This is a genomic window from Novosphingobium fuchskuhlense (assembly GCF_001519075.1).
GTDB classification, from domain to species: domain Bacteria; phylum Pseudomonadota; class Alphaproteobacteria; order Sphingomonadales; family Sphingomonadaceae; genus Novosphingobium; species Novosphingobium fuchskuhlense.
The window spans coordinates 620731-641780 of sequence record NZ_KQ954244.1; the positions used below are offsets into that span (position 1 = coordinate 620731).

24 protein-coding genes and 1 tRNA gene are annotated in these 21050 nt (G+C 64.3%); 12 read left to right on the forward strand and 13 right to left on the reverse strand.

From position 1 onward, the window contains the following. The first annotated feature begins 174 nt into the window (after window positions 1-174). The 5 genes from AQZ52_RS02720 to AQZ52_RS02735 are packed head-to-tail and all read left to right on the forward strand — an operon-like array spanning window position 175 to window position 3653. On the forward strand, window positions 175-780 hold the full coding sequence (locus AQZ52_RS02720) for a protein-L-isoaspartate O-methyltransferase family protein (protein WP_067906391.1): 606 nt from the start codon (window positions 175-177) through the stop codon (window positions 778-780). Between the two features lie 5 nt (window positions 781-785). Beyond that, window positions 786-2246, forward strand: coding sequence for a TolC family outer membrane protein (locus tag AQZ52_RS02725; RefSeq protein WP_067909285.1), 1461 nt, complete (start codon window positions 786-788; stop codon window positions 2244-2246). A 59-nt stretch (window positions 2247-2305) separates the two neighbouring features. Continuing rightward, window positions 2306-2830 (forward strand): DUF2497 domain-containing protein, encoded by a 525-nt coding sequence (locus AQZ52_RS02730; RefSeq protein ID WP_067909287.1) that lies wholly within the window; start codon window positions 2306-2308, stop codon window positions 2828-2830. Between the two features lie 32 nt (window positions 2831-2862). After that, the gene (locus tag AQZ52_RS18020; RefSeq protein WP_082697511.1) at window positions 2863-3291 is read left to right on the forward strand and encodes an acyl-CoA thioesterase; all 429 of its coding nucleotides are present in this window, start codon (window positions 2863-2865) and stop codon (window positions 3289-3291) included. Next, window positions 3276-3653, forward strand: a complete 378-nt coding sequence (locus AQZ52_RS02735) for a (2Fe-2S) ferredoxin domain-containing protein (RefSeq protein ID WP_067906392.1) — start codon at window positions 3276-3278, stop codon at window positions 3651-3653. Before AQZ52_RS18020 ends, AQZ52_RS02735 begins: the two co-directional genes overlap by 16 nt. Window positions 3654-3657: 4 nt before the next feature. Here the strand turns inward: AQZ52_RS02735 and AQZ52_RS02740 are convergent, their stop codons facing one another. Then, entirely contained in the window at window positions 3658-3969 is a 312-nt protein-coding gene (locus tag AQZ52_RS02740; RefSeq protein ID WP_156424760.1) for a hypothetical protein, read from the reverse strand. 141 nt (window positions 3970-4110) lie between these two features. On the opposite strand from AQZ52_RS02740, the gene AQZ52_RS02745 reads away from it, so the two are divergent. The 3 genes from AQZ52_RS02745 to xth are packed head-to-tail and all read left to right on the forward strand — an operon-like array spanning window position 4111 to window position 5726. After that, entirely contained in the window at window positions 4111-4542 is a 432-nt protein-coding gene (locus AQZ52_RS02745; RefSeq protein ID WP_067906394.1) for a CBS domain-containing protein, read from the forward strand. Between the two features lie 36 nt (window positions 4543-4578). Beyond that, window positions 4579-4932, forward strand: coding sequence for a HesB/IscA family protein (locus AQZ52_RS02750; protein ID WP_067906395.1), 354 nt, complete (start codon window positions 4579-4581; stop codon window positions 4930-4932). Between the two features lie 2 nt (window positions 4933-4934). Then, window positions 4935-5726 carry an exodeoxyribonuclease III gene (gene xth / locus AQZ52_RS02755; RefSeq protein WP_067909290.1) on the forward strand — a complete coding sequence of 264 codons (792 nt, stop codon included), beginning with the start codon at window positions 4935-4937 and terminating at the stop codon, window positions 5724-5726. A gap of 1 nt (window position 5727) precedes the next feature. Here the strand turns inward: xth and AQZ52_RS02760 are convergent, their stop codons facing one another. The 12 genes from AQZ52_RS02760 to AQZ52_RS02815 form a co-directional block, all read right to left on the reverse strand. Further along, the gene (locus AQZ52_RS02760; RefSeq protein ID WP_240481420.1) at window positions 5728-7572 is read right to left on the reverse strand and encodes a hypothetical protein; all 1845 of its coding nucleotides are present in this window, start codon (window positions 7570-7572) and stop codon (window positions 5728-5730) included. After that, window positions 7572-7985 carry a GtrA family protein gene (locus AQZ52_RS02765; protein ID WP_067906396.1) on the reverse strand — a complete coding sequence of 138 codons (414 nt, stop codon included), beginning with the start codon at window positions 7983-7985 and terminating at the stop codon, window positions 7572-7574. The genes AQZ52_RS02760 and AQZ52_RS02765 overlap by 1 nt, the downstream gene beginning before the upstream one ends. A 48-nt stretch (window positions 7986-8033) precedes the next feature. Then, window positions 8034-9665 (reverse strand): NAD(P)/FAD-dependent oxidoreductase, encoded by a 1632-nt coding sequence (locus AQZ52_RS02770; protein WP_067906397.1) that lies wholly within the window; start codon window positions 9663-9665, stop codon window positions 8034-8036. Window positions 9666-9768: 103 nt separating this feature from the next. Continuing rightward, window positions 9769-10503, reverse strand: coding sequence for a PilZ domain-containing protein (locus tag AQZ52_RS02775; RefSeq protein WP_205626409.1), 735 nt, complete (start codon window positions 10501-10503; stop codon window positions 9769-9771). Between the two features lie 70 nt (window positions 10504-10573). Beyond that, window positions 10574-11455 carry an FAD:protein FMN transferase gene (locus AQZ52_RS02780; protein WP_067906398.1) on the reverse strand — a complete coding sequence of 294 codons (882 nt, stop codon included), beginning with the start codon at window positions 11453-11455 and terminating at the stop codon, window positions 10574-10576. A gap of 10 nt (window positions 11456-11465) precedes the next feature. Then, a complete protein-coding gene (locus AQZ52_RS02785; protein ID WP_067906399.1) occupies window positions 11466-12764 on the reverse strand; it encodes a DUF3570 domain-containing protein in 1299 nt (432 codons plus the stop codon). Between the two features lie 44 nt (window positions 12765-12808). Further along, a complete protein-coding gene (locus tag AQZ52_RS02790) occupies window positions 12809-13024 on the reverse strand; it encodes a DUF4266 domain-containing protein (RefSeq protein WP_067906400.1) in 216 nt (71 codons plus the stop codon). A 4-nt stretch (window positions 13025-13028) separates the two neighbouring features. Then, window positions 13029-13511 (reverse strand): TlpA disulfide reductase family protein, encoded by a 483-nt coding sequence (locus AQZ52_RS02795; RefSeq protein ID WP_082697513.1) that lies wholly within the window; start codon window positions 13509-13511, stop codon window positions 13029-13031. A gap of 18 nt (window positions 13512-13529) precedes the next feature. Further along, complete coding sequence (locus AQZ52_RS02800; protein ID WP_067906402.1) at window positions 13530-14318, reverse strand: calcium-binding protein; 789 nt, start codon at window positions 14316-14318, stop codon at window positions 13530-13532. Between the two features lie 147 nt (window positions 14319-14465). After that, window positions 14466-14550 (reverse strand) — tRNA-Leu (locus AQZ52_RS02805). Window positions 14551-14682: 132 nt separating this feature from the next. Next, window positions 14683-14964: an integration host factor subunit beta gene (locus AQZ52_RS02810; RefSeq protein ID WP_067909296.1), complete on the reverse strand. Its 282-nt coding sequence runs from the start codon at window positions 14962-14964 to the stop codon at window positions 14683-14685. 180 nt (window positions 14965-15144) lie between these two features. Then, window positions 15145-15507, reverse strand: coding sequence for a GntR family transcriptional regulator (locus tag AQZ52_RS02815; RefSeq protein ID WP_240481421.1), 363 nt, complete (start codon window positions 15505-15507; stop codon window positions 15145-15147). 232 nt (window positions 15508-15739) lie between these two features. Between AQZ52_RS02815 and AQZ52_RS02820 the strand changes: the two genes are divergently transcribed. From AQZ52_RS02820 to AQZ52_RS02835, 4 genes are all read left to right on the forward strand, one after another. Continuing rightward, the gene (locus AQZ52_RS02820) at window positions 15740-17545 is read left to right on the forward strand and encodes a peptide MFS transporter (protein WP_067906404.1); all 1806 of its coding nucleotides are present in this window, start codon (window positions 15740-15742) and stop codon (window positions 17543-17545) included. After that, window positions 17542-18951, forward strand: coding sequence for an amidohydrolase (locus tag AQZ52_RS02825; RefSeq protein ID WP_067906405.1), 1410 nt, complete (start codon window positions 17542-17544; stop codon window positions 18949-18951). Before AQZ52_RS02820 ends, AQZ52_RS02825 begins: the two co-directional genes overlap by 4 nt. Further along, the gene (locus AQZ52_RS02830) at window positions 18948-20297 is read left to right on the forward strand and encodes an amidohydrolase family protein (protein WP_067906406.1); all 1350 of its coding nucleotides are present in this window, start codon (window positions 18948-18950) and stop codon (window positions 20295-20297) included. The genes AQZ52_RS02825 and AQZ52_RS02830 overlap by 4 nt, the downstream gene beginning before the upstream one ends. Before the next feature lie 62 nt (window positions 20298-20359). Next, complete coding sequence (locus AQZ52_RS02835) at window positions 20360-21040, forward strand: NnrU family protein (RefSeq protein WP_067906407.1); 681 nt, start codon at window positions 20360-20362, stop codon at window positions 21038-21040. The last annotated feature ends 10 nt before the right edge of the window (window positions 21041-21050 follow it).

The window sequence follows — 21050 nt, forward strand, 5'->3', positions numbered from 1 at the left end:
CTATCGATGAACTGCCGTTTAGCCATCGACCAGCGTCATGCAAAGCGCTTGGCGGGCCGAACACGATATTCTAAGGCCTTGGCTTGATTTGGTCGCTGAAAACGGTGCGGCCTTCGGTCTAGATTGCAAAGGCTGGCCCGGCGGCGCCGTCCGGCCCCGCAAGTGAGGGATTTCATGACGGTAGTGGAAGAACGCGCGAACATTGCAGATGCCGGCAGCGAGGCTGCACGCCGCGCGATGATCGACAGCCAGCTGCGCGTGAGCGGGATCAACGACCCAGACATTCTTGCCGCCTTCCTGGCCGTGCCGCGTGAAGACTTCCTGCCCGAAGCGCGCCGCGCGGTGGCCTATGCCGATCGCGCCGTGGCACTTGGCGATGGCGCCGTGCTTTCGCCCGCCCTCACGTATGGCCAGATGCTGATCGCAGCTGAACCTGCTGCCGAGGACAGTGTGCTCGTGATCGGGAATCCCGGCGGCTACCTTGCCGCGCTGGCCGCGCAGCTGGCCGCCAAGGTCACGCTGGTGGCAGCATCGGGAGACTGGGCAGGTGCCGGCCAGCACACGCTGGTGCTCGTCGATGGCGCAATCGAGGATATGCCCGCCGCCCTGGCCCATGTGCTGACGGAGGAAGGTCGCCTCGTCACCGGTGTGGTCGAGCGCGGCGTCACCCGCCTTGCCCTTGGCCGCAAGGTCGCCGGCGCGCTGGCGCTGACCGTGCTGGCAGAAGCCGACTTCGCAGCACTTGCCACGTTTGTGGCAAAGCCGAAGTGGAGCTTCTGAGCACCATGATCCGGCTCATTCGCGCTGCGTCTGCGCTCGCTGCGATCGCCGTTGCCACGGCAACCGCACCGGTTCGCGCGGATGATCTGCAAGGTGCGCTGGCCGCAGCCTACGCCACCAATCCCGATCTGGCAGCCGCTCGGGCGAGCCAGCGCGCGACCGACGAAGGCGTGCAGATTGCCCGCGCGCCGGGCCTGCCCAGCCTGAATGGGACAGCGACCTACACGGAGTTCCTCAAGCAGGGGCCCAACTCCTTTCTCGCGCCCCAGCGCCTGCTCACCGTCGATCCCCAGCTCAGCGTGCCGATCTATTCGGGCGGGGCCGTAAAAAATTCGCTCGCTGCCGCCAAAATCCGCGTCGAAGCCGGACAGGCGGGCCTGCGCGGCACCGAAGCCGGCGTGTTCAGCCAGGTCGTCGCCGCCTACATGGACGTGATCCGGGATACCGCTACTGTCGGGCTCAACCGCAACAACGTCCAGGTGCTTGAAGTCAACCTCAAGGCCACGACCGACCGATTCGAGATCGGCGACGTGACACGGACCGATGTCGCGCAGTCCAATTCGCGCCTCGCCCTTGCCCGCGCCGATCTGCGCAGCGCCGAAGCCGCGCTGGTCGCGAGCCGCGAGCGCTATATCCAGATCGTCGGGCAGGTTCCGGCCGATTTACAGCCGCCGCCGCCGCTTGCCGGGCTACCGACCACGCCGGACGAGGCTGTCCAGGTCGCGCTCGACAGCAACCCCGACCTTGAAGCCGCGCGCCAGCGCGCCAAAGCAGCGGGTTACGACGCCAAGGCCGCCGGAGCAGGCCGTCTGCCGACGGTCTCGCTCTACTCCTCGGGCGAGTATTCGACCTACTTCAACTCGCTTGGCGGCGGTGCGGGCAGCGGCAGCTTCGTGCAGAGCCAGACAACGGCACAGGCTGGTGCGCGCATCTCGATCCCGCTGTTCCAGGGCGGCCTTCCCGCCGCCCGCCAGCGTCAGGCTCAGGCGACCGCAAGTGCCGCGCAGGAGCAGGAAATCAGCGCCGAGCGACTCGTGATCGCCAACGTCCGCTCTGCCTTCACCCAGTGGCGCGCGGCGAACGACGTGATCGCGCTCAACCAGACCGCGGTCGATGCCGCAGCGCTGAGCCTTGAAGGGGTGCGCGCGGAAAACACCGTGGGTAATCGCACGATCCTCAACATCCTCGATGCCGAGCAGGAATTGCTGCGCGCGCAGGTCGGGCTAGTGGCCGCGCGCCGCAATGCCTATGTCGCCGCGTTCAACCTCCTTGCCGCCATGGGCAAGGCGCGGGCGGCCGATCTCGGCTTCGATGCTGCCTCGCTCTATGACCCCGAGGTCAACTATCGCCGGGTGCGAGGGCGCGTGTTCGACTGGGCACTCGATGCCCCGGCACAGCCCAAGTCAACCCGCACGGTTGACACTCCGGCGCAAACTGCAACAATTCCTGCACAAACCGTGCCGTAATGGTACAGGCGTGTGGGGTGGTCGTGTGATTCGGCCAGTGGAGTTGTGTGGGGATCATGATGCGGCAGGCTTCCGAACCTTCGGTCGAGGAAATCCTTGAATCGATCAAGAAGGTGATCGCGCGGGACAATCGCGCGGACGCCGCGCGTGAACGCAGCCGCCGCGATGCGGCAGCGGACGTCGCTCCCGCTCCACGCGTCGCCGCCCGTCCCGCCCAACGCAGCGAAGGCCGGCCTGCAGCGTTTCCAGCCGATGTGCTCGACCTCAGCGAAGTCGCCGCGCAGATTCTCGGCGAGGAGCGCGCACGAAGCCAGCAGGACGTCGAAGTCGAAGAGGACGAGGTAGCACCACTCCTCGCTGAAGAGGCAACAGCATCGATGCGCGATTCGCTGGCCGCGCTGGCGATGCTCTCGTCGCCCGGCGCCACACCCCAGATAGTCCGCTCCGGCGAGACTTCGCTGGAAAGCCTGGTTCGCGAGATGCTGCGTCCGGCCCTGGCCGAATGGCTTGATCGCAACCTGCCGCCGATGGTGGAGAAGCTGGTAGCGGCAGAAATCACTCGAATCGTCGGCCGGAAAGGCTGATCTCGTCTTTTCTGGCGTGCTAGGGGCCAAGCATGGCGAGACCTGATCCCGCGTTGCTCGACCCTGCGCGCTACCCTTTCGCCAATGCCGTCACCACGCGGTTTGCCGATCTCGATCCCAACGGGCACATCAACAACGTGGCCATGGCTGCGGTCTTCGAGGATGCGCGGCTGCGCTTCATCACGGCTGTCGGCATGCCGAAGAACACAGATGGCGCCCGTTTCATGGTCGCCAATGTGACCATCGATTACCTCGCGCAGGCGTATTACCCGGCAGGCCTCGAATGCTGCGTCGGCGCGCTCCCTGGCGGGCGCAGCAGTTGGAGCCTGCGGCAACTTCTGCTGCAGGATGGCCGTCCGGTGGCGACCGCGCATGTCACCATCGTTTTCACCGATGGCGAGAGGCCGCAGCCGATCGCCGCTGATCTGCGCGGAAGGCTGGATGCATGGCTGATCAGGTAGTGCCCGACGAGATCACGCTCGCCCGGCAGGCCGTGGCGGGGCTCGGCGGTTTCGCGCCGCAGCGGCATATCCTGCTTTGTGCCGGGCCGGACAAGGACAAGTGCGCCCCGCGCGAAGCGGGCGATGAAGCGTGGAATTTCCTCAAGCGGCGTCTGGGCGAACTCAAACTTGGCGGGCCGCAGGGTGTGCTGCGCAACAAGGTGGGTTGCTTGCGCGTCTGCGCGGCAGGCCCGGTCGCGCTCGTCTATCCGGATAACGTCTGGTACCATTCGTGCACCCCGGCGGTGCTGGAGCGGATCATCCAGGAGCACGTGATCGGCGGCGTGCCGGTGGAGGAATATCGGCTCACCCCGCCAGAATGATCGCCTAACTCCACCATTCCTCGACGTGCTGTTCGAGGCCGTTGTCAACGGCTTCGTCGTGCCCGGTGCCGCTCGAAAGGAAAACGAGGCCCATCAGCGCGGCCATCAGCATCATCGTGAGGCCGATGCCCAGCACGGCCGCGATATAGAGGTGGATCGAGACCAGGCCGACGGTCTCGTAAAGGTAGGCCAGCGCCAGTGCGATCACCACGAGGGTCAAGAGGCCCATCCAGCGCATCACGCGGAAATAGCGGCCCCACGCGAATGCGGCGTAGTCCGGATCATCGAGCGGAGATGGGCGCACCGGATTGGTCATGCGCTTTTCCATGCGCCGCTGGCCGGGCCAAGGCAATCGCTTTCCCCGCCTGCCCTTTGGTGGCATGATCTGCGAATCGGCAAGCATTGGAACGACTTGCCGCACAAGCGTGACCTCCCGGAAGGGAGGAAGGAGGATGCCATGTCGATCGCGCTGTTGATCGCCGGCCGCTCGGGAGAGGTGTGGCACTGCCATGCCGATGATCTCGTTGCCGACGCTGTTGAAACTCTGGCCACACGCCGCATCGGGGCTTTGCCGGTCAAGGATTCGGGCAAGGAGATTGCCGGAATCTTTTCCGAACGCGATGTGCTCTACGCGCTGAAGACACACGGAGCTGCCGCGCTGCAGATGCAGGTGCGCGATGTGATGACAGCACCCGTGATCTCGGTCTCACCGGATCAGAGCGCACTCGAGGCGCTGGCGCTGATGACGCGGCGGCGCATTCGCCACCTTCCGGTGCTGGATAACGGGCGGATGGTCGGCTTCGTCTCGATCGGCGATCTCGTGAAGTTCCGCATCGACCGGATCGAGGCGGAAGCCGAGGCACTGCGCGAGTACATTCAGACGGCCTGACTTGAGCCGGCGCCCCAAGCGCCCTATCTTGGTGACATGACCTCGCTCACCCATGAGCCGGCCCTTGCCGGTGTAACGCTCGCCCCCAGCGCGGCGGCACGCGTTGCCGCGATTGCTGCCAAGCAGAACCGGCCCGCTGTGCTGCGCCTTGCGGTGGAAGGCGGCGGCTGCTCCGGCTTCCAGTACAAGTTCGAGATGGGAGGCGAGCCCGAGGCGGACGACCTCGTTGCCGAAACCGATGGCGTGCGCCTGCTGGTCGATGCGATGAGCCTCGATCTGATCGCGGGCGCGACGGTCGAATATATCGAGTCGCTCGGCGGTGCTGCTTTCCGCGTCACCAATCCGCAAGCGGCCTCGGGCTGCGGCTGCGGCGCGAGCTTTTCGGTGTGACGATCAAGGTTGCATCCTTCAACATCAACGGGATCAAGGCGCGGCTGCCCCGGCTTCTGGAATGGCTGGAGGAGACGCGCCCCAGCGTTGCCTGCCTGCAGGAAATCAAGACGCAGGACGCCGACTTCCCGGCCGTCGAGTTCGAAAAGATCGGCTATCACGCGATCTGGCACGGGCAGAAGGGCTTCAATGGCGTCGCCATCCTTGCCGACGGCACCAGGCCGGTCGAGATACAGCGCGGGCTGGCCGGAGAACCGGAGGATGAGCACTCGCGCTATCTCGAGGCCGATGTCTTCGGCTTGCGCGTGGTCTGCATCTACCTGCCCAACGGCAATCCGCAGCCAGGCCCCAAGTTCGATTACAAGCTGCGCTGGATGGAGCGTCTGCGCCGCCGCATGGCGGAAATCGCGGCAGAGGAAGTCCCCGCGCTGGTCATCGGCGATTACAACGTGATCCCCGAGGACAAGGACGTGTGGGATGTGCGGGCCATGGCTAGCGACGCATTGATGCAGCCCGAATCCCGCGATGCCTATCGCCGCCTCCTCAATGACGGCTGGACTGACGCGCTCGATCTGCACCATCCGCGTGGCGGCCTGTGGACATTCTGGGATTATCAGGCAGGCGCGTGGCAGCGCGACCACGGTTTCCGCATCGATCACGCCCTGCTGTCACCCGAACTCGCCGATCGGCTGGTTGGTGCCGGTGTCGACAAGGCCTATCGCGGGCGAGAGAAGGCCAGCGATCACGCGCCGATCTGGGTAACCCTGCGCGAACCGGCTCAAAGCCTGCCCTGAATCAGTTCAGCACCTTCCAGAACCGGATATGCGAGCCGGGGGCGATATCCACCGGCTGGAGCCAAGCGGGCGGCTTGCGGTGGAGCAGCTGCGCCATCAGGCCCTCTGGCGCCCGTGCGGCGTAGACGGCCGGTTCATAAATATCCGGGCAGACCGCAATCAGCGTGGCGTGGCGCTTGCGGATCAGCGAATGGGCTTCCTCCGCCGGGGCCATGAAGGTGGCAATCACGTCATGCATGCCGGCAGCGCCGCGATGGTGGCCGGTGGCGACCACCCGGTCGTGTGATTTCACGATCAGATCAGGCCCGATATCGAGCGGGGCGAAGATATCGGTCGCGGGCAGCCTGTTCAGCGCCGCGCCGGCCACGTCATAGCGGCACCTGGAAATGCTCATCGCGCCCACATTGATGCCGGCGACGGACTGCACCGCGCCACCTGTTGCCGAATTCGCCAAGACCGGCTTGACTGCGGCCATCGCCATGACCACCGGCAGTCCCGGCGCTAGCAGCGAGACCACGAGGGCATAGCCGCCGAGGCGCGGGAGGATCGGCACGCTGCGCAGCTTGTAGACCCAGCCGAGGATCAGCGCAGCAGCAGGCACGGCCGCAAAGACGAGCGCAGTCGCCGAAGCGCGCGCCACCGCCACGCCGATCAGCCAGGCACCGGCAAGCAGGAGCATGTGATCGAGCCACAAAAGACGCGTGGGCGCGTCCTTGGCATCGCGCCACAGACGATAGACACCGTAGAGCCCGACCAGTGGTCCAGCGACGATCGCAGCCGCCATCGGGGCGGACGTGTGCCAGAAGGGCATGCCTTCCGCGACCGAATCGTACCAGTAGCGCTTGACCAGAGGATCGAGCATCACGAAGGCACCGCCGCGGCATTCGGGCGCAATGCCGAACAGGATTGCGGCCGCACCTGCGCCCATCACGCCAAGCCCGGCGATCTGGCCGGTGAGTGTGCGCGGCGTGGCGAAACGAAGCGCAGCCGCGCCGGCTGCAACCCATGCGAAGAGCGCGAGGTGGACCGGCGAGATCGCATCGCAATGCGTGATGAGATCATACGTGCCGCGGGTCGTCAGGAAGATCACGCAGCTGCCGAGCGCGAGGCCCAGCGTTGCAGCATGGAGCCAGTCGAAGCGGCTCGACGGCATACGCAGGCCGCGCAGCGCGCAAATGCCCAGGAATAACGCGGTGAGCGGCAGGCCCTCGATCGAAATCGCCAGCAGCGCGGCCAGCGCCGCGCCGATCACGGCTCCGCCCTTCAGCGCATCCTTCGCATGGAGCCCACTCAGCGCGACGAGCGCGAGCACGATCTGCCAGCCGTGGTGATCGATGCGCATCGGGGTGAACTGGCACAGGATCGGCGGAGAAAGCCCGATCATCAGGCACGACATCGCCACGACTTCATCGTTGAACCAGCGCGCGGCAAGGCGGCCAAGCAGCGCCATGCCGCAGAGCAGCGTAAGGAGCGGCACCGTGACCACGGTGACGAATTCGGCCCCTGCCGTGCCCAGCAGCGGGCGCAGCAGCAGGATCAATCCGGCAATCGGAATATCGACAAGCCGCGACCAGTGCATCGGCACGCCTTCCGGCGCGGCAATGCGATACTGGTGGACATCGAACCACGATTGCCCGGCAAGCAGATCGCGCACCTGCAGCAAGCGCAGAGCGTCATCCGGATCGGTGAAGCGCAGCGCGGCGATCAGCTTGAAATTGACCAGTACCATTGTCAGCGCCAGCAGCGCCCAGGCGATCAGCACCCGGGTGAACGGCCCCTTGGCTGGATCGGTCACCGATACGGTCTGCGGCGAGGCGGCCTCACCGCCGGCATAGAGCGTTGCCATCAGCGGAACACCACGCGCTTGCGAAGAAGCCATGTCACCGCAAAGCTGACCACGATGGCGCACAGCTTGGCGCCGCGCGGATCGAGGCCCGCAGCCGTGGCCCCACCGACAATCAGCGTGGTGATGCCAAGCCCGATGAGCGCCGAGACGACGAACATCGCCTTCTGCTTGGTCCGTTCGATGCCGCTCTCGGCCACCTGATCGGCAAACACCTTCCGGCTCGAAAGGATCCAGTGAACCATGATCCCGATGGCATACCCCGTGGCCGACGCAGCGACAGGAGGAACCCCGGCGGAGAGGAGGGCAAGGAACGTACCCATGTCCACCGCCAGCGCACCCACGCTGGCGAGGACATAGCGCACCAGCACGATCTGGCGGATGCGGTTGAAGGGGGCGATATCGAGCACGGTCACGGACTGATCCTGTCTAGCGGGACATCACGTAAGGGGGGGGCGCCTTGGTCAGGCTGCAGCGCGGTCCTTGCCCTCGACCTTGGCATCGACCTTGGCGGCAACGTCGTCGACGATCCGGGTCGGCACATCGCGCAGCGAGTTCAGCGCGGCGGCCTGGTCCTCGCTCACGGCGCGGGCGGGGATCGAGTTCTGCGCGCCCTCGTCGCCAGCCTCGTGATACTCGGCGTCTTCGTTCACGCACCAGATGTCGTAGACGCGGTGGCCGGCGAGGATGTTCTCGACCGTGAGCATCGCGGTCATCATCGCGTGATCCTGGTTGTTGTAGCGGTGCATGCCGTTGCGGCCGACAAGATGCAGCGTCGGATGGCTGGCTTCGAGTTCGGCGCGCATCGCGGCGACGTTGGCGGCGTATTCGTCATCATAGACCGGATAGGCCTTTTCCTGCCGGACGACCGCGCCGCCGATCACCTTGGCGGGATCGACCAGGCCGAGGATGTCCATTTCCTTCGTCGCCAGCTTGATCAGGTCCTCGTCGCTCGAGGCCCAGAGGTCGTCGCCTTCGAAGCAGAAGTATTCGAGACCGACACAGGCCACGCTCTCATCGGGCACCATTTCGGGCGACCACGAGCGGAAGTTCTGCACGCGGCCGACGCGGACCTTGCTGTCGTGGATGTAGATCCAGTTGTCAGGGAACAGGTCCTCGGACCGGATCTTCAGCGCCACGGTCAGGAAGTCGCGGTACTTGAGGCGGCTTGCCTCCAGCGTCGATTGCGGCAGCGGGTGCAGGCGCGCGGCAAGCTCGCGCATCGGTGCGGAGCTGATCGCGTGGCGGGCACGGATCACCGTCTCGCCGCCATCCTCGGCCCGCGTCGCCGAAAGGCGCCAGCCGCCCTGGCCATCACTGGCAAGCTGCTTCATCGCATGGCCCATGAGGACAAGGCTGCCGGCAGCGACGATCTTGTCGCGCGCGGCTTCCCACATCATGCCCGGGCCCTGGCGCGGATAGCGGAAGGTTTCGAGCAGGGTCTTGGTCTGCATGCCGTCGTTCGGGCGCTTGTTGAGCCCGAGGCTGCGCTTGAGGCCATCGAAAACCGCAGCGCCGAGTGAGAGCCCCTTGATGCGCTGCGCGGCCCAGTCCGCGCTCATCTCGTTGCAGGGCATACCCCAGACCTTCTCGGTGTAGGTCTTGAAGAAGATCGAATAAAGCTTCTTGCCGAACTGGTTGCTGGTCCAGTCCTCGAAGCTCTTCACCTCCTTGATCGGGAACAGCTTCGTCCACGCATAGCTCGCCATGCAGGTGGTCGAGCGCCAGATGCCGAGGTTGCGCAGCGCCTCGAACGCGCGCAGCGGATAGGAGTAGAACTTGCCCTCATAGTAGATGCGGCTCATGCGCGGGCGCTGGATGAAGTCGTCCGGCAGGATCTCGTTCCACAGGTCGACGACCTGCTGCGACTTCGAGAAGAAGCGGTGGCCGCCGATATCGAAGCGGTAGCCTTCGTGCTCCACGGTGCGGCTGATGCCGCCGACGTAGCGAGTATCCTTCTCGATGATCGCGACCTTGAGGCCCTGCTTGGAGAGGAGGTAGCCGGCCGTCAGCCCGGCAGGCCCCGCGCCGATGATCGCGACATCGACCTGAACCTCGCTGCTGTCCCCCTGAAGACCCGTGAAACCGTTACCCATCACTTGCTCCCGCTGATGCGTTCATGCCTTGGCAACGGAAGTGAACGAAAATGGATAAGAGACGGTTAACAACGGCCGCGGGAAAGGCGAAAACAGGCCTACGTCAGGCCTCGCCAGCCGGACGCTGCAGCGCCCCCGTGGCGGCCTGCTCCTCGAGCAGCTGCGCGAGCTGGAGCGGTGCCGAAATGTTCGCCAGCTGCTCGAGCCGGAAGGTATGCTCGAAGATCAGGCCGTAGCGCGGATGACTGCGCCAGCGCACCTTGGCATAGAGCGGCGGTGTGACTCCGGTATCGATGCGCACCAACTCGTTCATCAACAGCCACTTTTCGGATTCGATGCAGGCTCCCTGTTGCGAAAGATTGCGGAACGCCACCGGCACGGCCTCTCCGCCCGAATGCAGTACGCCGCCCAGCACGATCTGCAGCCGAACCTGCCGCTTGGGATACAGCCCGCGGGATTCGTCGAGCAGCTTCTCCACCTCGATTTCCTCGGGAAACCGCAACCCGGCGAAGTCATCCTTCTGCCAGACCAGAGTAACCGGATAGCGATCGCCCGTCATCATCTCGAGGATCAGTTCGCGTGACGGGGGAAGCGCGCAGAACAAGCGAATCTTGAGGCCGCTCGAGGAGGCATCGCGGATGATGCAGAGAAACTCGCGCCCGTCGGCAATGATCTTGGCAGTGCGAATCAGAACGGCGTAGCGCGGTGCGGAGCGTAGCTCCGAACCGGGTGGCGCACCGATCTCTTCCTGCCGGGACTCTCCCGGCAGCTGCTGTTCCTGTGCCAAGCCGTGTTTCCTCTTGCGCACCCCACCGGGCGATCCCGGCAAAACGCGCACTCCGCTGTGCAGGAGCGCTTCTAACGCACTGATCCTTGAGATGTTGTTACCCCAAGGTAAGTCGGTGGGGTTACCAGAGCACCCAGGCTTCGGCCTTCTCGGCCTTAAGGAACGTCTCGGCCTGCGGCCCTAGCAGCATGGCAAGAGTGGAAAGCGTGCCAGCCTGCACACAAGTTCGTGCGGCGACCGTTACCGAGCGGGGCGGACCTTCGACCGGCCATCCGGTGCGCGGATCGAGGATATGGCTGTAGCGCTTGCCATCCTTTAGCAGGAAGCGCTTGGCATCGCCGCTTGTCGCGACAGCCCCCTCCCCGATCTGCAGCAATCCACCCGAGGTCTTGGCGGGATCAAGCGATTCAATGGCCACGGCCCAACGACTGCCCGCCTTGGCGCGCGTCGTGCGCAGATCGCCACCGAAATTGACCAGCACGGGAGCATCAGCTGCCGCCAGGATCGCCATCGCCGCCCGGTCGACGGCATATTCCTTGCAGATGCCGCCAAGATCGATTTCCATGCCTGGTGGCAAGGTGAGGCGTGGCCGCTCCCAGCCCACCTTGCGCCAGCCGATCAGCGGCATGAGCGCGTCGACTGCGGGGGGCTCGGGCACGCGGTCCGATCCATCGAACTTCCAGGCCCGCCGCAGCACGCCCGAGGTTATATCGAAGCGGCCCTCGCTCAGCGCATGGACCTGCGCGGCGTAGTCGAGCAGACCAGCGGTTTCTTCGTCCACCTCGACAGGTTGGCCGCCTGCATTGTTGATCGACCAGACTACGCCAGTCGGCTTGTAGCGCGTGTATTTTTCCTCGATGCGCCGCGCCTCGGCCTCTCCGATCCGCGCGAGCCGCGCACCGAGCTTGCTGTCGCGCGTCTCGACCTGCACTTCGCAGGGGGTGCCCATCGCCGTGAAGCGGTGCTTGTGTACGCCCGCCGGTTTTGCAGTTTTGCCCAACATGCCAGGTCAGCTAGCGCCACGTATACCGCAGCCCGCTGATCAGGCTGGTCGAACGGGTACCGTTGAACAGATCGGTTTGAGCCAGAACTCCAGGCGCGCTGCGATCGAACCGCCGCCCTTCCTGCACATAGCGCTCTGCCGCACCATACAGCTCGAGCCGCGAGGTCAGGTGTGCGCCAGCCTTGAGCGAAAAAGTCCACGCACGGAAGCGGGAAAGCCGGCTGTCCGCACTCACGAAAGGCGGGGTCGGCACGTCGATGCCGAGGTAAGGCGCAAAGAAGCGCGCGGCAGTCTGCCGGTAGAACCTGAGGCCCGGTTCAACATAGCCTGCGTGGCCGACCGGCGCGTGTTCCGAAACCGCATAGGTCATCGCGTTGACGCCCCAGCTGTCGTGATACCAGCGCACGGAAGCGTCGGTGACCGCGGAGCCCAGTGCGAACTTGGTCGCACCGTAGATGCTGCTGCGCTCGCGCCGGTCGGGCCGCTTCTCATAGATATAGAAGAAGGGATCTCCGGTATCGACATCGACCAGCGTGAATATCTTGTAGGGATCGGTGTGATAGCCGCGACTGTCGCCGTAGCTGTAATTGAGCTGGATCAGCCAACGCGGGGTGAGCACTTGCGTCACCCCGACGACGAGGCTGTAGATCTGTTTCACCTTGGCCCCGCCAACGATGCGATCACCCATGTAGGACAGCGCACGGGGCACACCGGTGAACGGCCGCACGCCATCGCGTTCATAGTTGAAGCCAAGCGAGAGCGTCGTGTTCTTGCCCCACATGTCCTTGGCCAGCGAAGCGCGTGCGGAATAGGAGCTGAAATCGGTTTCCGAGGAGGCTGCGCCTCCGACGCTCAGCTTCAAGCCATCTGCCAACGGAAAGGTCACGCCAAGATCATAGGCCTCGCGGTGGTCCTTGAAACCCTTGTCCACCGGCAACTGGTTGGGTGCGACCGTGTAGCGCCCCGATGCGCCGGTATGCGTGTCAGGATTGATTCCAAGGCCTCCACCGATGAAGCGCGTCTTGCGCGGCGGCACGAAGGTCTGCTCGTAGCGTGAGCGGATCGCGCCGTTGGGTGTCGCGCCAGTCAGCGTGTCATAGGTGAACTTGCCAGAGACGATCATGCCGCTCGGCGCGTTCCAGGTCAGGCCGGTTTCCGATTCGATCGCTCGGACGCGGTGGTCGTCTTCCTGATAGACGAGCAGCGCGGTATCGGCGACAACCGAGCCGACTTCGCTTGCGCTCTGGTCATAGGCGTTGGTTGCCGAAGCAGCCTCTGCCTCAGCCGCGGCCGGCGACGATCCCAGCAAGGTTCCCGCAAGCGCTCCCAGGACCGCAGCGATACCGCTACGGTTCAATTGCACCCGCAGCCCCCGCCATCAAAGCTGCGCCCGCCCGAAGCCGCTTCCTTGCTGAAATAGGTGTGCTCGTCGAAGGCCATGATCGCCGGCTCGCGCGCAAGCTGCATCGATTTGCGTGCAAGGACGTCGCGCTCCCACGGCTGCGCACCGATGTGCGCGCAGGCACCGAGTAGAGGCAGAAGGGCAAGAACGAGGAGGCGGCGGCGCAAGTGCTTAGCCCTCCCGCACGAGCTGGGCGACATGGCCCTCGTACTCGCGCACCTTGCCCGGAAAGAAGCCCTGATGGCGGAAACGCATCACGCCCTTGCGATCGAACACCAGCGACGTCGGCATGTCGGCCACTTTCCAGGCCTGCGCCAGATCGCCGGTCGCATCATAGATCACAGGGAGGTTGGAACGGACCTGCCGCATGAAGGCATCGGCAGCGGCGCGCTGGCGATCGACATTAATCGTCACCACGGCAAGATCACTCGCCGGATAACGCGCGGCAAGCTGTTGCATGAAGGGAAACGAGAGCTTGCAGGGCCCGCACCACGAGGCCCAGAAGTCGACGTAGACGACCTTGCCGCGATACTTGGCGAGATCAAGCACGGCCGCAGCCTTTGCTGGCGTGACGCTACCTGCCAGTGCAACGCCGGCGAGGCCGCCTAGAACAGCGCGGCGCGAAGCCGGAACCGAAGCTGTCATTGCAATCATGCGCCTCCCGCGCGGAACCTAAAGAACGAAGTCACTGGATGTCAGCGTGTGGACGCCTAGAATCTTGATGCAGAAATCCGCCGTCGCATCGCCATTGACGCTGCCATAGACGTAGGTGTTTCCGCCGATAACGTCATAGCGCAACTCGCGCGCCGTTTCGATATGGAAGCGGTTGTGGTTGATGAACACGAACGACTGGTCGCCGGGCTGGTTGTAAGGCGTCGCCGTGCTCACCGCATCGACGAGGCTCAGATCGATCTTGTCGCCCGCTGTGAAGTCGACGATCACATCGGCGTTGGTTGCCGTCTTGCTGGAAAAATCACCGTCGTCGAACACGAACTTGTCGTTGCCGGCACCGCCGGTCATCTTGTCCATGCCTTTGCCGCCGACGAGCAGATCCGCACCGGCCCCGCCATCGAGGCTGTCGTTGCCATCAAGGCCCTTCAGTATGTTGGCGCCGGTGTTGCCGGTCAGGGTGTTCGCCAGACTGTTCCCGGTGCCGTTGATTGCGCTCGTGCCGGTGAGCAGCAGGTTCTCGATGAAATTGCCAAGCGTGTAGCTGACGCTGGCCTTTACAAGGTCGATGCCCTCGCCGGTCAGTTCGATCACCTTGTCGCCGGTGGAATCGACGATGTAGGTGTCGTCCCCCGCGCCGCCGTACATGGTGTCGTTGCCGACGCCGCCGTCAAGCAGGTCGTTTCCGCCAAGCCCCTTTAGAATGTCGATACCGGCAAGACCGGTGATCTGGTCGACATCCGCAGTCCCGTTTAGCGTATCGGCGTTGATCGTGCCCTTGATGACCGCCATGGCCAGCCTCCCTGCAGCTTTCAGACGCTTTGCGCCGGTTATATTAACCGGGACCGAACGGATATCCTTACGTTCGCGTAACCGTCCGCACAAGCGGCGGAGGGAGGTGAGTTCACGGCAAGTGGATGGGGATCGGCGAGATACCCCTGGTACGGACGGCGGGACTCGAACCCGCACGAGCTGAGCTCAAGGGATTTTAAGTCCCCTGCGTCTACCATTCCGCCACGTCCGCACGTCGATGGTCAGGAACGCGGCGATGGCACAGCGCCGCGCGCACGGCAACGGGCGCGGTGACCGCGGGGCCTTCAGAAAGCAGGAAGGAATGGCCGGTCGCGGAATACTTGCCGCGCCTGCCGTCCGGCACCTACTCGGCGTTGAGCCGGAGGCGCATATCCTTGCCGGGCTTGAAATAGGGCACGCGCTTGCCGGGAACCTCGACGGAATCGCCGGTCCGTGGATTGCGGCCCTTGCGGGCGTCGCGCTCGCGCGTCGAGAACGCACCGAAGCCGCGCAGTTCGACACGCCCACCTTCAGCCAGACGCTTTGCAATCTCGTCGAAGAACACGTCGACCACGCGCTCGATCTCTTCGCCGCGCATGCCTGGACTTTGTTTGGCAAGCGCCTGCAACAATTCGGATCGGATCATCCGCATCCCCCCTACTTACCAGCCGGAGCGTGCGGGCACCCTTTGGGCTTGGTCCGCACTTCCGACAACACTCCTCCCGGGCGAGTCCCGGTCCGCTGGAGCGCCGCAAGTGTGCCAGACCATTGCCGGTGCGGCAACTTATCAATCGTTATACGTCAAGGGATTGCGTGAAGGGGCGGTTCAGGCCCGCTCCGGCTCGCCAAACAGTTGTGCCGGATCGATATGGAGCCGTCGCATGCGTGCCCTGATCTCGGGCAATTCCGTGGTCAGAAATGCCTCGCGCTCACGGGCCCGCAAGGCCTCGGCTGCACCGGGGGCCACGAACATGCCCACCCCGCGCTGGACCACGACAAGACCTTCGTCCTGGAATTGCTGGTAGGCCTTCGCCACGGTGAGCGGATTGGCCCCTTCGGCTGCGGCATAGGCGCGCACGGATGGCAACATGGCCCCTTCAGCGAAGGTCGCATCCAGAATCGCAGCGGCGATCTGCTCGCGCAGCTTGAGATAGACAGGCCTTGCGGCAGTGCTGGTCGATGATGACATGTGGTGATGCAGTGCCATAATACAGCGACGCAGGCAAGGACGCGCAACAAAGTTTCGCCAAGCGGCGCGCCAGAACAATCCTCGGTCCCGCAGGCGAGGCGAGGCGCATGAAAGCGCCTTGCCCCCTGAAACACCAAGGAAAACCGCGACAAGAACCTTCCAATGGCGCGGTTAAACGCTAATCATGCCGTCAAAATCCGCGCACGATGCGCAAGGGGAGCACATTCACGTCATGACAGAACCGCTTGGTGCCGCCGCCACGGCAGCGTCGCGACAGGGCAAGACTGAGAACCTGTGGTTCGGGCATCCGGCTCAGCTCGCCCGGCTCTTCACGACCGAGGCCATGGAGCGCTTCGGCTACTACGGCATGCGCGCGTTGCTGACGCTCTACCTGGCCCAGCATTTCCTGTTCAGCGACACCACCACGACCGGTCTCTACGGCGGCTTCACCGCGCTCGTCTATCTGACCCCGCTGATCGGCGGCATGATGGCCGACCGGTTCCTTGGCTCCAAGCGCTCGGTCAAGTTCGGCGCCATCCTGATGAGCCTCGGCTACGCAATCCTCTGCGTCTCGAGCACCGGCGGCGCGGCCAAGCCCTATGCGATGATCGAGGGCACGCGTTACGAAGTGACAGTCGAGGGCAGCGGCGAGGCGCGCAAGCAGTACGTTACCGATCACGGAGCGATGCTGCGGATCAAGGGCAACGAGGACAAGAGCGTCTCGCTGCTGCGCGGGGACGGCAGCGAGGCACGTCATGTGCCGGCCGGCGGGTTCGAGGGCGGGGGGGAGCGCAATCCGCTCTACACCTTCCTGCTCATCGTCGGCCTCGCCTTCGTCACGGTCGGCAACGGCTTCTTCAAACCCAACATCTCGACCATCGTCGGCGAACTGTACGAGCAGGGCGACCGACGGCGCGATGCGGGCTTCACCATTTTCTACATGGGCATCAATCTGGGTTCGCTGTTCTCGCAGATTCTCTGCCCGCTGCTCGCGGTGGGCATGGGCTCGTGGGGCGGGCTCGGCTGGTGGGCGGGTTTCGCGCTGGCCGCTGCGGGCATGGCCGTCTCGTGGCTGCTGTTCCAGTTCGATGGCGGCAAACTTGACGGCTTTGGTGAACGGCCCGCTGGCGCAAACGCTTCGCGCGACGTTGTCGTCTATGTCGGCGCGATCCTGGCGATCCCGCTGGCCTATCTGCTGTTCGCCAACCTGATGGCCTACGTGAAGCCGCCCGCTGGCAGCGGTCTCGTCGGCTACATCATGAGCCTGCCGATCATGGGCAAGATCATGTTCGGCACCTTCATCGTCGCGATCCCGGGCATCCTCGTCTGGTCGTGGCGCAATGGCGACAAGCGCGAGTTCGAGATGATGGTGGCCGCCATCGTCCTCATCACGTTCAACACCGTGTTCTGGACCCTCTTCGAACAGGCCGGCTCCTCGCTCACACTGTTCGCCGATCGCAATACGGACATGAATGTGTTCGGCCTTTTTTCCATCACCGCCGGGCAGACCCAGTTCTTCAACGCCTTCTTCATCGTCGCACTCGCGCCGCTGTTTTCGATGCTGTGGGGCACGCTGGCGCGGCGCGGGATTGAGCCCGGGATTCCAGTGAAATTCGGCGTCGCGCTGGTCGGTGTTGGGGCGGGCTTTCTGTTCCTCGTCTGGGGCGCGCAGTTCGCCGGGCCCGACTACAAGGTCGCACTGTGGTGGCTGGCCGGGCTTTACCTGATCCACTCAATGGCCGAGCTGTGCATTTCGCCGGTTGGCCTCTCGATGGTGACCAAGCTCTCGATCGCACGGATCGTCGGCCTGATGATGGGCACCTGGTTCCTCTCGATTGCTGTTGCGCAGTATGTCGCCGGCGTCGTTGCACAGCTGGCCAATGTGGAGACGGTCGGCGGCGAAGTGACCAACCTCAAGGTCAGCCTCGACACTTATGTCGGCGTGTTCCAGACGATCGGCGAGATTTCAGCCCTTATCGGGCTCGTTCTTCTGGCGCTTTCAGTGCCCCTGAAGCGCCTCATGCATGGTGTGAAATGAGCGAAATGACACCCTTCAAGTCCGTCGGCCGCGCCATGCTTCATCTTGTGGCCGGCCTTGCGGTAATTGCCGCTTCAAGCCCGGGATCTGCGGAAACCAAGTCGGCCCCCGGGACTCCGGTCTGGCAGGAAAATCCCTTCCCCTCGACCTACACGCCTTATCCGGGCGAGCCGACCGCGATTGTTGGCGCCACAGTGTTTGACGGCACCGGCGGGGAAATCCCGAGCGGGATCGTTCTGCTGCGTGACAGCAAGGTGGTTGCAATCGGCGATGCGCGGCTGGCCGTACCGGACGGCTACCGCAGGATTGACGGAACCGGCAAATTCGTCACCCCCGGCGTAATAGACATTCACAGCCATCTCGGCGTCTATGCGAGCCCGGGTGTGCCCGCGCATTCCGACGGCAACGAGGCGACCTCTCCGACAACCCCGCAAGTCTGGGCCGAACACAGCGTTTGGCCGCAAGACCCCGGCTTCAGCCGCGCGCTCACCAACGGCGGCGTCACCACGATGCAGATTCTGCCAGGCTCGGCGAATCTGATTGGCGGGCGCTCGGTCGTGCTCAAAAACATCTATGCCCGCACCGTACAGGCGATGAAGTTTCCCGGCGCGCCCTATGGCATGAAGATGGCCTGCGGCGAGAACCCCAAGCGCGTATACGGCGGACGAAACCAGATGCCCTCCACCCGCATGGGCAATTTCGCGGTGGACCGGCAGGCCTGGATCAAGGCCGCCGAGTACCGCAAGAAGCGCGCCGATGGAAAGCTGACCGAGCGCGACCTCGCTATGGATACGATGGCCGACGTGCTCGACGGCAAGATCCTTGTCCAGAACCACTGCTATCGGGCGGACGAGATGGCGCAGGTCATCGATATGGCCAAGGAGTTCGGCTACAAGGTCTCGGCCTTCCACCACGCGGTCGAAGCCTACAAGATCGGTGATCTGCTGCGCGACAACGGCATCTGCGCGGCGATCTGGGCCGACTGGTGGGGCTTCAAGATGGAAGCATTCGATGCCATTCCCGAGAACGCGGCGCTGCTGGCCGATGCCGGGGCCTGCGTGATCATCCATTCCGACGACGCCAACGGGATCCAGCGGCTCAATCAGGAGGCCGCCAAAGCGCGCGCCGCTGGACGAAGGATCGGGATCGACATTTCCGATGGACAGGTGATCCGATGGATCACGCTCAATCCGGCCAAGGCGCTTGGCATCGACAAGCAGACCGGAAGCCTGGCTGCGGGGAAGATGGGCGATGTGGTATTGTGGAACGGCAACCCACTGTCGGTCTACTCGCGGCCCGAGAAAGTCTGGGTCGATGGGGCCTTGCTGTTCGATGCTACCGATCCGAAACGACGTCCGGTGAGCGATTTCGAGCTTGGCCTGCCCGGCGAAGGAGATGTCAAGTGAAGCGGACCGCTCTTGCTCTTGCCGCGCTGCTGCTGGCCGGGACTGCCATCCCGGCCACCGCTGCCGATGCCCCCTCCAAGGCACCACCGTCGGGCGATTTCGCAGTCACCAACGTGACTGTCGCCATAGGCGATGGTAGCGCACCCATTCGCGGCGGCGCGGTCGTCGTCCGCGGAGGCAGGATTGTCGCAGCCGGCAAGGACGTGGCTGTTCCCGCAGAACTGCCCGTGATCGACGGCACCGGCAAGTGGGTCACGCCTGGATTGGTTTCCGCGATGACCGACCTCGGCCTCGTAGACGTCGGCGCGGTCGAGGAAAGCAACGACAGCTATGCCGGCACCGCGCGGTTCTCTGCAGGGCTCGATGTCTCACTGGCGATCGACAACGATGCACCACCGGTTGCGGTGAGCCGCGCGAGCGGCATCACGCGTGCTGGCGTGGCGCCGATTGCCGCCAATGCGATCTTTGCCGGGCAGGGCGCGGTGATCGATCTCGCGCAGAACGGGCCGGACGCCGTTCAGCCGCGCGCCTTCCAGCTGGTCGAACTGGGCGAGCGCGGCGCGGATCTTGCTGGGGGCAGCCGGGTCGCGGCGCAGGCGTTGCTGCGCAATGCGCTCCGCGAGGCGCGCGAACTGGCGCAACGCAAGCCCGGCAAGGACACCGAAGGTCTCACACTGGGGCAGCCGTCCGATGCGCTGCTGAGCCGCGCCGACGCCGCCGCACTCATTCCAGTGGTTACCGGCAAGCAGCCGCTCTTCGTGCATGTTGAGCGCGCGGCAGACATTCGCGGCGTACTCGCACTGGGCCGCGAGTTTCCGGCTCTGCGCCTTGTGATTGTAGGCGCGGGCGAGGGCTGGCGGGTGGCGAACGAGATCGCCGCAGCCAAGGTGCCGGTGCTGGCCAGCGCGCTGGCCGACCTTCCCGGCAGTTTCGAGACGCTCGCCGCGACACAGTCCAATGTGGGGCGGATGACTGCCGCGGGCGTGAAAGTGGCGCTCGGCGGTTTCTACGACAACGACCAGCCGCGCTATGCACCCCAGTTTGCAGGTAATCTCGTTGGCCTGTCGCGCGTGCCCGGTGCCACCGGGCTGAGCTGGGGTCAGGCGCTGGCGGCGATCACGTCGATACCAGCCGAGATCCTGGGCGGAGGCAGCACCTTCGGCAGCCTGAAGCCCGGCTTTGTTGCCGACATGGTCCTTTGGGACGGCGATCCACTCGAGATATCGACCGGTGCGGTTACGATCTTTATCGACGGAAAGCCGCAATCGCTGGTAAACCACCAGTCACGTTTGCGCCAAAGGTATCGTTACCCGAAGGAAAGTGGACTACCCAAAGCCTACGAGTGATCACGAACCTGCTCTGCCGATCCAACGGGGGCAAGCATCACAGAAGGAACCAAACCTTGGATATGGCGACTTTGCTGCTTGCATTGGGGATGACCGCCTTCGTCGGTAGCCATCTGCTTATGTCGCACCCTTTGCGCCGCGGTCTGGTCAGTCTGTTCGGTCAGACCGGCTTCCTTGTGATGTATTCGCTGGTTTCGCTGGTCTTGTTTAGTGGAGCGGTCATCTCCTTTGGCAAGGCCTCGCCCCAGCCGCAGTTGTGGGAAGGGCAAGCGCTTGTTCCCTGGGTGATCGCTTCGTTGCTGACGATCACCGCCCTCGCACTGTTTCTGGCCTCGCTCATCGGCAATCCGGCCCTTGCCGGCACTGATGTCTCAGGCCTGTCTACTCGCCTCCCGAAGGGCGTGTTCAAAGTCACCCGGCATCCGATGATGTCCGCTTTCACGCTCTGGGGTGTGGCGCATATCCTCGTCGCACCGAGCGCAAGGACAATCATTCTGGCCGGCGGCGTGATCCTGCTGGCGGTGATCGGATCATATGGTCAGGATGCGAAGAAGGTCGCGCTACATGGTCAGGATTGGCGCGTCTGGATGAGGCGCACACCATTTTTTCCCAATCCCGCAGCATTCGGTCATCTCGGCCTTTACTGGTTGGCCGCAGTGCCGGCATGGTTGTTGCTGACGTGGCTTCATCTGCGGCTCGCGCTTATCCCGGCCGGAGTGTGGCTCTGGACCGAGCAGTATTGAGCCAGCGAAG